This is a genomic window from Kitasatospora sp. NPDC033851, assembly GCF_055576085.1.
Window position 1 is genome coordinate 118,947 of sequence record NZ_JBVIRL010000018.1, and the last position, 12,887, is coordinate 131,833.

Annotated in this window: 14 protein-coding genes; 7 read left to right on the forward strand and 7 right to left on the reverse strand. The window is 70.9% G+C overall.

Translation table 11 applies throughout. The features are described from left to right. Nucleotides 1–258: 258 nt before the first annotated feature. The 7 genes from ACZ51D_RS29530 to ACZ51D_RS29560 all read left to right on the forward strand — a co-directional run bounded on the left by ACZ51D_RS29530 (nt 259) and on the right by ACZ51D_RS29560 (nt 6,053). Nucleotides 259–429 carry a ribbon-helix-helix domain-containing protein gene (locus ACZ51D_RS29530; protein WP_360502052.1) on the forward strand — a complete coding sequence of 57 codons (171 nt, stop codon included), beginning with the start codon at nt 259–261 and terminating at the stop codon, nt 427–429. Between the two features lie 13 nt (nt 430–442). Next, nucleotides 443–787, forward strand: a complete 345-nt coding sequence (locus tag ACZ51D_RS29535; RefSeq protein ID WP_360502050.1) for a VOC family protein — start codon at nt 443–445, stop codon at nt 785–787. 377 nt (nt 788–1,164) lie between these two features. Continuing rightward, nucleotides 1,165–2,556 carry an MFS transporter gene (locus ACZ51D_RS29540; protein WP_465623518.1) on the forward strand — a complete coding sequence of 464 codons (1,392 nt, stop codon included), beginning with the start codon at nt 1,165–1,167 and terminating at the stop codon, nt 2,554–2,556. A 108-nt stretch (nt 2,557–2,664) separates the two neighbouring features. Beyond that, on the forward strand, nt 2,665–3,285 hold the full coding sequence (locus tag ACZ51D_RS29545; protein WP_465663940.1) for a response regulator: 621 nt from the start codon (nt 2,665–2,667) through the stop codon (nt 3,283–3,285). Nucleotides 3,286–3,483: 198 nt separating this feature from the next. Continuing rightward, a complete protein-coding gene (locus ACZ51D_RS29550) occupies nt 3,484–4,281 on the forward strand; it encodes an FAD-binding oxidoreductase (protein ID WP_465663942.1) in 798 nt (265 codons plus the stop codon). Between the two features lie 79 nt (nt 4,282–4,360). After that, nucleotides 4,361–5,131: an O-methyltransferase gene (locus ACZ51D_RS29555; protein WP_465663943.1), complete on the forward strand. Its 771-nt coding sequence runs from the start codon at nt 4,361–4,363 to the stop codon at nt 5,129–5,131. Between the two features lie 76 nt (nt 5,132–5,207). Further along, nucleotides 5,208–6,053 carry a class I SAM-dependent methyltransferase gene (locus ACZ51D_RS29560; RefSeq protein ID WP_465663945.1) on the forward strand — a complete coding sequence of 282 codons (846 nt, stop codon included), beginning with the start codon at nt 5,208–5,210 and terminating at the stop codon, nt 6,051–6,053. 167 nt (nt 6,054–6,220) lie between these two features. Here ACZ51D_RS29560 and ACZ51D_RS29565 read toward each other — a convergent pair whose 3' ends face one another. From ACZ51D_RS29565 to ACZ51D_RS29595, 7 genes are all read right to left on the reverse strand, one after another. Continuing rightward, a complete protein-coding gene (locus ACZ51D_RS29565; protein WP_465663947.1) occupies nt 6,221–6,685 on the reverse strand; it encodes a VOC family protein in 465 nt (154 codons plus the stop codon). Nucleotides 6,686–6,722: 37 nt separating this feature from the next. Further along, nucleotides 6,723–7,763, reverse strand: coding sequence for a pyridoxal phosphate-dependent aminotransferase (locus ACZ51D_RS29570; RefSeq protein WP_465623511.1), 1,041 nt, complete (start codon nt 7,761–7,763; stop codon nt 6,723–6,725). Then, entirely contained in the window at nt 7,760–8,155 is a 396-nt protein-coding gene (locus ACZ51D_RS29575; protein ID WP_360502028.1) for a cupin domain-containing protein, read from the reverse strand. The genes ACZ51D_RS29570 and ACZ51D_RS29575 overlap by 4 nt, the downstream gene beginning before the upstream one ends. Then, nucleotides 8,152–9,141, reverse strand: a complete 990-nt coding sequence (locus tag ACZ51D_RS29580; RefSeq protein ID WP_465623510.1) for a methyltransferase domain-containing protein — start codon at nt 9,139–9,141, stop codon at nt 8,152–8,154. The genes ACZ51D_RS29575 and ACZ51D_RS29580 overlap by 4 nt, the downstream gene beginning before the upstream one ends. 182 nt (nt 9,142–9,323) lie before the next feature. After that, nucleotides 9,324–10,442, reverse strand: a complete 1,119-nt coding sequence (locus tag ACZ51D_RS29585; RefSeq protein ID WP_465663948.1) for an NAD(P)/FAD-dependent oxidoreductase — start codon at nt 10,440–10,442, stop codon at nt 9,324–9,326. Then, the gene (locus tag ACZ51D_RS29590; RefSeq protein WP_465663949.1) at nt 10,435–11,397 is read right to left on the reverse strand and encodes a cucumopine synthase-related protein; all 963 of its coding nucleotides are present in this window, start codon (nt 11,395–11,397) and stop codon (nt 10,435–10,437) included. The genes ACZ51D_RS29585 and ACZ51D_RS29590 overlap by 8 nt, the downstream gene beginning before the upstream one ends. A 238-nt stretch (nt 11,398–11,635) precedes the next feature. Continuing rightward, entirely contained in the window at nt 11,636–12,793 is a 1,158-nt protein-coding gene (locus tag ACZ51D_RS29595) for an NAD(P)/FAD-dependent oxidoreductase (protein WP_465663950.1), read from the reverse strand. Nucleotides 12,794–12,887 lie beyond the last annotated feature (94 nt).

The window sequence follows — 12,887 nt, forward strand, 5'->3', positions numbered from 1 at the left end:
TTCCGCGCGGGGGAGTTCGGGCCGCCTGCGCATTTCCGCTATTGGGGGGGACGGTCCGCGGATCGGCCGCCGTTCCCGGAATGCTCGGGCGCTATTCGGGCAGTCGAGTGCGGTGGAGTGCAGTGGAGTGCGGTGGAGCGGACGGCGCCGGCCGGGGCGCGGGGCCCGCGCGGCTGCCCGGTACACGAGGCCCTTGCGGCCGTCCGGTACTCGGTGCCACTTCTTTACGACCCACCCCGGCAGTGCTAGCATACTAGCATGACTGCCGAAGAGGTAAAGCAGTTCAACGTCTACCTGCCGGTGGAGCTGATTCGGCAGGTGAAGCACTACGCCATCGACCGCGAGCTGTCGCTGTCGGCACTGGTTGCCGAGGCACTGCGCAACCATCTCGCCGAGCGCCAGAAGCACATACAAGACGGAACCGCGTGAGAGGAATCAACACATGACGACCCGGGGTGCCGAGGGCGTTTACGTAGAGACTCACAACTGGGGCAAGACGGCCAAGTTCCTGGAGTCTCTGGGCTTCAAGATCGAGTTCGCCACCGAGCACGGTTCCGGGATGCTCAAGAACGACGAAGGACCGTACTTCGTCGTCAGCGAGATCCCTGAGGAGCGTGCACCGCAGGTCCAGCTCGTGCTCCGCGTCGAGGACGCGGAGACCTTCCGGCCCGATCCGATCGTCGAGGTGGTCTCCCCGTTCGAGGAGACCCACTGGGGCACCCAGCGCATGGTGGTCCGCGACCCGGACGGACGGGAGTGGAGCATCGAGGCGCCGCTCAAGGGCTGAGCGGCTGTCGCGAGGTGGGAGCGCGTCGACGGCCGCCGGAACCCGGTGGTTACCCCTGACGTCCGGCGCGCTCCCACCCCGTCGAACGCCCCCGATTCCCTTCGGGGCCGGGGGCGTTCCCCGTGTGCGGCGCGTGGAACGGGCTGAGACGGTGGTGGCTTCGGTGAACGTGCTGCGAACATGGTCCACCAATGCGGTGCCCCCTTGTTCGTGGTGGAGAGCCCTGGCCGGCCGTGGCCCTTTTCGCGCCAGCATGCTAGCAATCTAGTGTAATAGTCATCAGAGGGATGCGGGGTTGGTTAGCGATGGTCAGTGAAAGCATCTCGGCCACGGCGGAGGACACCTCGCGGTTAACACCGCCACGGCGGGGCCTCGGCATGCTCGTCGTGATGATCGGCGTGCTCATCTCCGCGGTCGACGGCACGATCGTGGTACTCGCCCTCCCGGCGATCGAAGAGGACCTGAGCATCACCCTGTCCGCCGTGACGTGGGTGGTCGTCGGCTACCTCCTCGTGGTCACCGTACTCGCCACCCAGCTGGGCCGGTTCGGTGACATGTTCGGCCGGGTGCGCATGTACAAAGCCGGCTTCCTGGTGTTCACCCTCGGCTCGGTGCTCTGCGCCGTCGCCTGGAACGCGTCGAGCATCATCGGCGCCCGGCTCGTCCAGGGGGTCGGCGCCGCACTGATCGCCTCCAACAGCGGCGCGATCATCTCGGAGCTCTACCCGCCGCAGGAACGCGGCCGTGCCTACGGCTACAACGCCTTCGGCTACTCGTTCGGCTCGGTCCTCGGCGTCCTGGCCGGCGGCGTCATGGTGACCTACGTGTCGTGGCAGTGGATCTTCTGGGTCAACGTGCCGATCGGCATCATCGCGCTGGTGCTGGCGCAGCGGGTGCTGCGCGACACCAGCGAGCGGCAGCGCCGGAAGTTCGACTTCGCCGGCATGATCACGCTGGGCCTGGGCCTCTTCGGGGTGCTCTGGGCGATGACCGGACTGGCGTCCGGCCCGCTCGACGCGACCCTGATCGGATACCTGGTCGGCGGCATCCTGCTCCTGGTGGCGTTCGTCTTCGTCGAGCTGAAGCAGAAGGAGCCGACCCTCGACCTGTCCCTGTTCCGCATCCCGTCGATGGCGCCCTCGCTCCTGGCCTCGATGCTCCAGGGCATCGGCAGCTTCGCGGTGCTCTTCCTGGTCATCATGTACCTCCAGGGCACCCGCGGGATGGACCCGATCGACGCCTCAATGCTGCTCGTCCCGGGCTATGTGATCGGCGCGGTGGTGGGGCCCTATGCCGGCAAGCTCACCGACAAACTCGGGTCGGTCATCCCCGCGACCATGGGGCTCGGCATCTCGGTCGTCGCGATGGGGATCTTCGCCCAGATGACCACGACGAGCAGCCTGTGGCTGACCGCCATCGGCAACCTCGTGATGATGATCGGCGGCAGCTTCTTCTTCCCGGCCAACAGCACCGCCGTGATGAAGGCGGCCCCACCCGACCGGCTGGGCATCGCCTCCGGTGTGCTGCGCACCTTCTCCAGCATCGGCATGGTCTTCTCCTTCACCACCGCCATGCTCGTGGCCTCGCACTCGATCCCGCGGAACCTGGCGTTCGAGATCTTCGTGGGCACCAGCAAGCTGAACGGCGAGCTCGCGAGCGCCTTCGCCCACGGCCTGAAGGCGGCCTTCTACACCATGATGGGGATCATGATCCTCGCGGCGGTCCTCTCCGCCCTGCGCGGCGCGGGCCGGAAGGCCGGCACGTCGTAGCGGGACCCGCCGCCGCGGGGGCTCGCCTCCCGGTCCCGAGTGCCCGGGAGGCAAGCCCTCGCGGCGGCGGGCAACAAGGCAACTGTCGACCGACTAGTTGGCGGGAGAATGGTGATCCGGACAGCGACGTCGAAAGCACCCGGCGGCTCGCGCACCACGGTGCTGATCGCAGGCGACCACCCGATCTACCGATCCGGTCTGCACATCCTGCTCGACGAGGTGGAGTCGTTCCACGTCGTCGGTGAGTCCGGAACCGGTTCGGACGCGGTGGCCATGGCGCACACGCTGCGCCCCCAGGTCGTGGTGATGGACATCGTCCAGCCGGGCCAGAGCATCGCCGAGGTGATCACCCCGATCACCGGCTGCTGCCCGGAGACGGCCGTGCTCATCATCAGTCCGCTCGACGACCGGGAGGCCCTGCTCTCCGCGATGCGCGCCGGGGCCCGCGGCTACCTGCTCAACGGCGCCCGCTGGCAGGACCTGGTGCTCGGGGTGGAGATGGTGCGCGCGGGCGGGCTGGTCTTCGATTCCTCCGCGTCCGAGTGGGTGCTGGAGCACCTCAGCCGGCCGCTGTCGCCCACCGGGCGCTACTCCGAGCCGGAGAGCGGCCGGTGCGACATGCTCCAACTGGTCCGGAACGTCGGTCCGGCCGGGTCCGCGGGGGCCCGGCTGCCCGGTGCACGCCGCACGGCCACGCGAGCCGGGGTCCAGCCCGCCACCCGGCGCTGACGGGCAGCCGGAGCGAGTCGCGGCTGGCAGCCGGCCGGAACGAGTCGTGGCTGACGGTAAGCCAAAAACCATACGCCGACCGGGAATTCGGGTGTCCGACTGGGGGAAGTCCCCAGTCGGGCACGCGTACGCGACCAGAGGCCCGCACGGTAGCGTTGCCAGCACTTTCTCGTCGCATTTCACGAAGCGAGGACGGCGATGGACCAGCGTTTCCACGCGTTACGGGTGGCCGAGGTGATCGTCGAGACGGAGGACGCCCGCTCGTTGGTGTTCGACGTCCCCGATGACCTCGCCGAGGAATTCCAGTACCGGCCGGGGCAGTTCCTCACCGTCCACATCCCCGATGCCGAGCACGGATCCGTCACCCGCTGCTATTCGCTGTCGAGTTCGCCGCACACCGCGGATCCCCTGATGGTGACGGTGAAGCGGACGCAGAGCGGCCGCGCCTCCGACTGGCTGCTGGGCAGCGTGCGGGTCGGCAGCGTGGTGCACGTCCAGCCGCCGGCGGGCCGGTTCACCCCCGCCTCGCTCGACGGCGACTTCCTCTTCCTGGCCGCCGGAAGCGGCATCACCCCGGTGATGTCGATGATCAAGTCGGCGCTGGCCGCCGGTTCGGGCCGGCTCACCCTGATCTACGCCAACCGTGACGAGCGATCGGTGATCTTCGGGGAGCAGCTGACCGACCTCGCCGCCGCCCACCCGGACCGGTTCACCGTCCGGCACTGGCTGGAGTCCCGGCAGGGGCTGCCGGACGCGGCCGGGCTGCGGGCGCTGGCCGCGCCGTGCCGCGACCGCGAAGCGTACGTGTGCGGCCCGGGGCCGTTCGTGGCCGGTGCGGTCGAGGCGCTGGCCGCGCTGGGGGTTCCGTCCGAGCGGACGCACCTGGAACAGTACCGGCCGCCGAACCGCACCGCGTTCCCGGAGCGGTCGCCCGGCGCGGATCCGTGCGCGTGGACCTCGCGGAGCGTCAACCGCCTTCAGCTGATGCTGCCTTGACACCGAACGCTCGACACTTGACGTACCGACGCCGAACGGCACCTACCCCTACGAGCGGACCCCGGATCGGAGATCGGTGATGGCGAAACGGCTGAGCATGCTGATGCGGATGGGCAACCTGACCCGGACGGGCCAGGTCGGTGACGGCCGGGAGGAGGCGCTCGCCGACTACGTGCTCGCGCACGCCGCCCCCGGGGACGTCGACGACGCGATCCGGGTGATCGACGAGTACGCCTACCGGAAGGCCACGCTGATCAACATCGGGGACGAGAAGGGCTTGGTACTGGACGCCGCGGTGCGGCGGGCCGAGCCCCGGCTGCTGCTGGAGCTCGGCACGTACTGCGGGTACAGCGCGCTGCGGATGTCCCGGGTGATGGCACCGCAGGCCCGGCTCTGCTCCATCGAGTTCAGCGCCGCCAACGCCTCGGTGGCCCGACGCATCTGGGACCACGCCGGGCTGGGGGAGCGGGTCACCGTGCTGCACGGCACGCTCGGGGACGACGGGCGCACCATCGACCGCCTCAACTCGGAGCACGGCTTCGGCCCGGGCCTCCTGGACTTCGTCTTCGTCGACCACATCGCCCGGGCCTACCTGCCGGACCTGCAACGCATCCTCGACCAGCGGTGGCTCCACCCGGGCTCCATCGTGCTGGCCGACAACATGAAGGTGCCCGGCGCGCCGCACTACCGCGCGTACCTGCGTGAGCGCGAGGGCACGCAGTGGCGCACCCGCGAGCACCACGCCCACGTCGAATACCAGTCGTGGGTCAAGGACCTGGTGCTGGAGTCGGAGTACCTGCCCGCCGGGGCCGCTGCCGCAGCCGGCGGCACCGGCCCCGCGCCCGCGTGACGACGGACCGCTCCCGGCCGGACCCGGGAACCCATGACCACGAGGCCCACGAGGGCCCGACGGAGAGGAACCAGCAGTGACGGCGACGGCGGACAAGACCGCGATCCGGACCGCGTTGTGGCGGGCCCTGCACGTCCGGGCCGATCCCGAGCCGCACGTGTTCGAGGACGAACTCGGTGCGCGGCTGGTGGCACCGGACGACGACTGGCGGTCCCGGCCGGACATGGACCCGGTGCGCAGCGCCCGGGCGCGGGCGTCCATCGTGGCCCGGGCCCGGTTCACCGAGGACCTGGTCGTCGAGCAGGCCGGCCGGGGCGTCGACCAGTACGTCATCCTCGGCGCCGGCCTCGACACCTTCGCGCAGCGGCGTCCGCGGGGCGCCGAAGGCGTGCGGGTCTTCGAGGTGGACCAGCCGGAGACGCAGGCGTGGAAGCGGGCGCGGTTGACCGAGCTGGGCCACGGGGTGCCCGAGGGGCTGCGGCTGGTCCCCGTCGACTTCGAGGCGGACGACGACTGGTGGCAGCGCCTGACGGAGGAGGGCTTCGACCCCGGCCGCCGGGCGGTGCTGGCCTGCTCCGGCGTGACCATGTACCTCACCAGGGACGCGGTCGCCGACACGCTCCGCAAGGCCGCGGCCCTGGCCGAGGGCTCCGCCCTGGCCATGACGTTCATGCAGCCGGTCGACCTGGTCGACCCGGAGGAGCGGGGCGCACGGGAAGGGGTGGAGCACGCCGCGCGCGCCGACGGGACGCCGTTCCGCAGCTTCTTCGGCCCGGACGACATCCTGCGGATGGCCAAGGAAGCCGGGTTCCGGCACGTCGAGCACCTCTCCGCGGGCGATCTCGCCGAGCGCTACTTCGCCGGCCGGGCGGACGGCCTCCGGCCCTCGACCATCGAGGAACTGCTGCTCGCCACCACCTGAGGCGTGACGACGAACCAGCCTGCGTGAACTGACGACACGTCATGTCACGCAGGCTGGTTCCGTGTTGGTGTCGCAGCCTTGGTGTGCCTGGTGCGCCGGGTGCGCGAACGGGCTCCGGGCCTGCCGCGGGTGCGCGGCAGGCCCGGAGCCCGATGGGTGCGGTGGTGTCAGCCCCTGCCCCGGACGTACGCGTTCGCCCGCCGCTCGAACTCCTCCGGGCTCACGTCCTCGATGCGGGTGGCGAGCGTCCAGCGGTGCCCGAACGGGTCGAGGAGCTGCCCGGTCCGCTCGCCGAAGAACTGGTCCTGGACCGGGCGCTTCGCCTCCGCGCCGGCCCGCACGGCCTGGGCGAAGGCGGCGTCCACGTCCGCCACGAACAGGTACAGGGTGACCGGCGTGCCGCCGAGGGCCCCGGGGCCGGGCAGACCGGCCGCGGGGGACTCGTCGGACAGCATCACGATGGTGCCGCCGATCCGGATCTGCGCGTGCGGCACCGAGCCGTCGGGCGCGGTGTACCGCTGCAGCTCCTTCGCCCCGAAGGCCCGGGAGTAGAAGGCGATCGCTGCGTCCGTGTCGGCCACGGACAGGTACGCCGTCAGTTCGGCGTAGCCGTCCGGAATCGGCTTGACCACGGTTGACCTCCAAAGATGCGTCGGATGCGGAGCGCGGCTACCGCACGCCCGCGGTGATCTGGTCGAGCGCGTCGAGGACCGCCCGCAGCTCCTCCTCGGTGCCGAGGGAGATCCGCAGGTGACCGGGGAAGCCGAACATCCCGGTGTCGCGCACGAGGATGCCGTGGTCCCGGGCCAGGACGTCCTGGGCCTTGCCGGAGTCGGGGACCGCGACGGTCACGAAGTTGGTGACCGAGGGCAGCCAGGGGTACCCGCGGCGGTCGAGCTCGGCGCAGAACCGGCGGCGCCGCTCCTCGGTCTCCCGCCGGACGCGGACCAGGAACTCCTGGTCCGCGAGGGCCGCCACCGCGGCGGCCTGCGCGGCCCGGTTCACGCTGAACGGCAGCACGGCCAGCGTCCGGCGCACCTCGGCGATCAGCTCGGCGGGACCGAGCGCGTAGCCGATCCGCAGCGCCGCCAGCCCGTAGGCCTTGGAGAAGGTGCGCAGGGCGAGCACCGGGGTGCCGTCCCGCAGCAGGCTCCTGGCCTGCGGCTGGTCCGCGGGGCCGAACTCGTGGTACGCCTCGTCGAAGACGAGCGGGGTGGCGCTGCCGCGCGCCGCGGCGGCCAGCGTGTCGAGCGCCGCCCCCGGCAGTGCGGTGCCGCACGGGTTGTGCGGATTGCACACGTAGCCGATCCCGCACTCGGGGAGCCGCTCCGCGAACGCTGCGGGGTCGATCCGGGGGCCGTCGAGCGGTACCCGGACGGCGCCACGGCCGATGCGCTCCAGCGCCGCCAGGTAGCCGGGGAAGGTGCCGGCGTTGACCAGGCCGGGGCGGTCCCGGTCGCCGAGGGTGAGCGCGGTCGCCAGCACCAGCTCGTCGCTGCCGTTGGCCACCGCGATCTGCTCCTCGGGCACCTCCCAGTGCCGGCTGAGGTGCCGGACGAGCCCCTCGCGCTCCGGCGACGGGTAGCGGTTGATGCGGTCCAGTTCCCCGGTCACCGCCGCGACCGCGGCGGGGCTCGCGCCGAACGGACTCTCGCTGAGGTGCAGGCGCACCAGCGAATCCGCCGACGGGACACTGGTGTTGTAGATCACAGATGATCTCCCACCAGGATCCCGAAGCAGTAACTCCCCACCGTGGCCTCCAGGGTGAGGAAGCAGTGCTCGCTGCCGGCCGGGATCCGCATCACCGCCGGCGACACCAACTCGTGGCGCACGCCGTCGAGATGGACCTCGATGCGGGCCTGGCCCGGTTCGGGCGAGACCAGCAGGTAGAGCTCGTCGACGTCATGGGTGTGCGGAGCGGCGACGGGCCGGCCGACGAGCTTGCTCAGCTCCCCGCCGGCGAGCTGCACGGGCAGCCCGCCGAACATCTCCGCGGTGACGTAGAAGGGCGCGGGCCGGTGGTGCCCGGCGACCGCGAGCGGGATGGGCAGTGCGGTGATGATCTCGGCGTCCGTTCCGGTCGCCCGGTCCTGCACGGTCACGACGCCTCCAGGACGAACAGGTAGGTGTGCGGAGCGCCGAACGGCACCGTGCGGCGCAGGTGCATCCCGCCGCGTTCGAAGAGCCGCTCGTACTCCTCACGGGTGTGGATGGGCACGCCCATCAGCGCGTGGGCGAGTTCGAAACCGCTGGAGAAGACCGGCAGCCGGGAGTCCTCGCCCTCGGTGCGCGGCCGGATCGTGGTGTCGGCCAGCAGGAAGACCCGCGCCTCCGGGAAGGACTTGCGCAGCCGGGGGATGACCTCCTCGCGGCGCTCCGGATCGGCCAGCAGGTCGTGCAGGAACATGAAGCTCATCACGACGTCGGCCTCGTCGCCGCCGTCGACCTGGTGCTCCTTGAAGAGGATGTCGAGCACATCCGCGCAGACCGGCTGCACGGTGCCGCTCAGGCCGTGCCTGGCGACCGTCTCGTGCGCCAGCACCGTCGCGGGCCGGCTGATGTCGATGCCGATCCCGCGGCTGCCGGGCCGGTCCTTGACCAGCCGGGAGATCCGCTCGCTGACGCCCGCGCCGAGGTCGACCAGGGTGCGGAAGTCGATGCCGGCGATCTCCTCGTCGAGGATGTGGCGCATCAGCGCGGTGTCCGCCTGGGCGGATCCGAGCGCGACCATGGCCTCGTCGCGTTCCAGGTCGACGCGGAAGCGGCGGTCGCCGCGAGCGACCGGCGCCGCGTTGGCGAAGATGTCGTGGTAGCCGCCGACGCCCCAGGTGAAGAAGCCCAGGGCCCGGGCGACGTCCTCGCTGAGGGCGGTCGCCTGGACCCGGTCACCGTGCACGTCGAGGTACCCGAACGAGCCCGCGGCCCGGACGAGCGCCCGGAACACGGCGGTGTCCAGTGTGTTGGTGGCGCAGAACGAGGGAACGTCGAGCGTCCGCTCTGCGGTCAGGTGTTGGAAGACTCCGAGCTGTGCCAGCGCGTGCACCACGTTCGCGCAGATGTAGCCGTTGAACGCGGTGTCCGGATTCAACGGGGTCAGCGCCTGGCCTTGCCATTGCACAGGGAGTGCTTGTGCCGACGACAATTCACACCTCTCAGATCTCACTGCGGAAAACCGGTGCGTCGGCGGGGGCGGCGCGACCGCCCCCGCCGACGCCGTCCCGCGGCTGGGGGAGGGGGCGGCCGTGCCGCCGCCCCGCCGCGGGAACGTACTCAGGCCGGCTTGTGCGCCAGGTTGGTGGCGAGGGAGAAGGGAGTGAGGTCGACCTCCGGCGTGACGCCGCGGTGCAGGTCGCGGATGATCCGGCCGGCGGTCGGCGCGTGGGCCAGGCCGTGACCGGTGAAGCCGGCCGCGAACAGGATCCGCTCGTGCGCGCCCTCGCCCCGGCCGATCAGCGCCGACTTGGTCGGGGTGACGTCCAGGGTCCCGGTCCAGGCGCTGTGCAGCTTGGCGCCCGCGGCCTTCGGGTACCACTTCGGCAGCTCCTCGACGGCCGCGTCGAACCAGATGTCGCGCATGCCCTCCTGCTTGGAGATGCGCTCCAGGCCGACCAGGAAGCCCTTGCCCCGGCCCATCGTCTTCAGGCCGGAGACGGGGTGGAAGGTGAAGGGCGTGTCGGTGTCGGTGTCGGAGATCGGGTCGGTGTACAGCAGCTCGGCGAACTGGCCCCACACCGGCAGCTCCATACCGGCGAGCTTGGCGACGTCGCCACCCCACGGCCCGGCCGCGATGACGATCGCGTCCGCGGTGAACTCCCCCGCGGTGGTGGTCACCTGGCCGCTGCGGGCGTCGATGCCGGTCACCTCGGTGCCGCTCAGCAGGCGGGCGCCGAGCTTCGTCGCCGCGTCCGCGTACCCCTTGACGATCGCTTCCGGCTTGACGCGGTAGCACTCCGGGGACCAGACCGCCGCCTCGAAGGTGCCGGCGTCCAGCCAGGGGTTGTACTCGACGGCCTGAGCGGGGGTGAGCAACTGGACGTCGGCGCCCACCTCGCGGTGGGCCGGCAGCAGCGCCTCGATCTCGGCCGCCTGCTCGGGGCTGGTCAGCACCGTGAGCAGCCCGAGGTGCTTCAGCCCGAGGTCGGTGTTCGTCGTCGTCGCGAACGCGTTGAACTCGGCCATGCTCCGGACCGCCAGCTCGGAGTCGTACGGCTTCTTCGGGAAGTAGGTGCGGAACGCCCGCGCGGTCTGCGACGTGGTGGCCTCGCCGAAGCGGTCCCTCTCCAGCAGGAGCACGTCGATGCCGGCCTTGGCGCAGTGGTAGGCGATGGACACGCCGATCACGCCGCCGCCGATGATCAGCAGTTCGGCGGAGCTCTTCCCGTCAGGCATGTGCACTCCTCGCGGTGGTCGGACGGAACGTCCAGGTGTCGCCCCCCAGTTCCCACGGGAACAGCTGCAGGTTCCAGGAGCCGAGGGCGTTGGTGTAGGTGGCCAGGTGGGAGAGCAGCGCGATGAAGTCCTCCTTGGAGGTGGTCTTCTCCTCGATGACGGAGACCACCTCCTGAGTGAGGTCCCACAGTGTGTTCAGCCCGCAGTAGCCGAGGAATTCGGTGGGCTTGACGATGAGGATCCGGGCCATCTCGACCAGGGCGGACAGCGGTGCGTCGGTCAGCCGGGCGGCCCGCACCAGGCCGGTGTGGGAGACGTAACCCAGCGGCCGGGTCTCGCCGTTGATGCAGACCAGCGTGGTCAGGACCGAGCCCTTGGTCCCGGCACCGGTGTCGAAGCGGCCCTCGTGCGCGGCGACCAGTTCGTCGGGCGGATCGATCAGGACCCGCTCGGTCTCCGCGGCGATCCGCTCGATCAGGTCGCGTGCCCGGGCGGACTCCGCCGGCACGCGCCGCACCCCGTGGCCGGACTCGCCGTCCACCCGCCGCACCTGCGCGAGGATCGGGGCGCCGTTGCCGTGCACCGAGTCCCAGACCAGCTGGCCGATCTTCGGCAGCGCGTCGAGGTCCTCCGGGACGACGGAACCGATCGGCGCGGCGGGCATCGGCTCGGTCAGCTCGCCGTACTTGATGGTGAGGTGCTGCACCGCGGAACAGAAGACGGTGCCGCTGGGCTGGATCTTGCGGTCGACCTTGTGGTCCGGCACGGCGTGCAGGAGGTCGTGCGCCGGCGGAACGTGGTAGATGCAGTCGCCGGCCACGAGCGCGTGTCCTTGCAAGGTCTGGTACGGCAGCGCGGCCCAGAGCGGCTCGACGAGTTGCGCGTTGCGGCCTTCGTCGAGGGTGATGCGAACCCTGGCGTCGATCGACGGCCAGGCGATCTCAAACTGGCGCATTGTTCCTACTCCGTTCTCCTCGGTTCCTCCAATGCCCGCATGCGTTCAACAGGTTCGGCGGGCCGTCGGATAGTGACGTTGGGACGCTATCAGCGACCGGAATCTCCGGGTAGGGAAATCCGCCGCACCTCCCGAAAAGCTTTCGACTTTGTCACGTCGATATCTCGGCGGTAAACCCGGTGTCTGTCAGTCGGGTTTGTCAGTCGTGTTTGTCGGTCGTGTTTGTCAATCGCGTTTGTCAGTCTCCCGGGTTCCGCGGCGGATTTGTCGGTATTTCGGGGCCGACCTGACAAAGCCCGGGTCCGGACGGCGTGGGCGCGAACGGCGTGAGGTCGACACCGGGGGAGCGGCCGAGGTGGAGGTCGCGGATCATCCGGCCGGTGGCGGGTGCCTGGCCGAGGTCCTGGCCGGTGTACCCGGCCGCGACCAGGATCCGCTGGTGCGCGCCGCCCGCCCTGCCGATGCAGGGCGTCCTGGCCGGGGTGACGTCCACCGTCCCGGTCCACACGCTGTGCAGCCCGACGCCCCCGAGCTTCGGGTACCGCCTGGCCAGCTCCTCGGCGGCCTCCCGGAGCCACACCTGCCGCATGCCCTCCTGCCGGGAGACGCGCTCCAGACCGACCAGGAAGGACCGGCCGGCGCCCAGTGTCTTCAGCCCGGACGCCGGGTGCATGGTGAAGGGGACGTCGAGCTCGCCGTCGGCGAGGACCGGGTCGGTGCCGAACAGCTCGGCGGTCTGCGCCCACAGCGGGAGTTCCAGGCCGGCCGAGGCCGCGAGTTCGCCGCTGCCGGCCTCGGCCGCGAGGACGACGGCCTCCGCGGCGAACTCCCCGCGGTCGGTGGTGACGCGGCCGCTCCCCGCGTCCAGCCCGGTCACCCTATGGCCGGTCAGCAGCCGGGCGCCGTGTTCCCGCGCGCCGGCGGCGTAGCCCCGCATCACCGTGTCCACGTCGAGGAGGTAGGACTGCGGGCACCAGATAGCGGACTCGGTGCCGGCCGGGTCCAGCCAGGGATTGCGCGCGCGGGCCTGGTCCGGGGTCAAAGGTTCCAGTTCCACGCCGACGGCGCGCTGGGCCGCCGCCTCGCGCTCCAGCGCGGCGGCCTCCTGCCGGTCGGACGCCACCACCAGCCAGCCGACGTCCGAGAGCACCAGGTCGGCGCCCCCGGCCGGGGCGAACGCCCGGTAGTCCGCGAGGCTGCGCACCGTCAGCTCGGAGTTGTGGACCTTCCCCGGCTGGTAGGTGCGCACCGGGCGGGGAGCCGGCGCGGTCTTTGCGGCGTCCGGGCCGAGCAGGACGACGTCGATGTCCGCCCGTGCGCAGTGGTACGCGATCGACAGCGCGGTCACTCCGCCGCCGATGACGAGCAGGTCCGTGGTGTGTGGCCGGCCAGGCATGTGCTCCCCCGTCTGAGGATTTCCGGTGTCGGAACGTGCGGTGCGGGAATTCACGATGCCGGAATTCACGATGCCGGAATTCACGGTGCGGGAA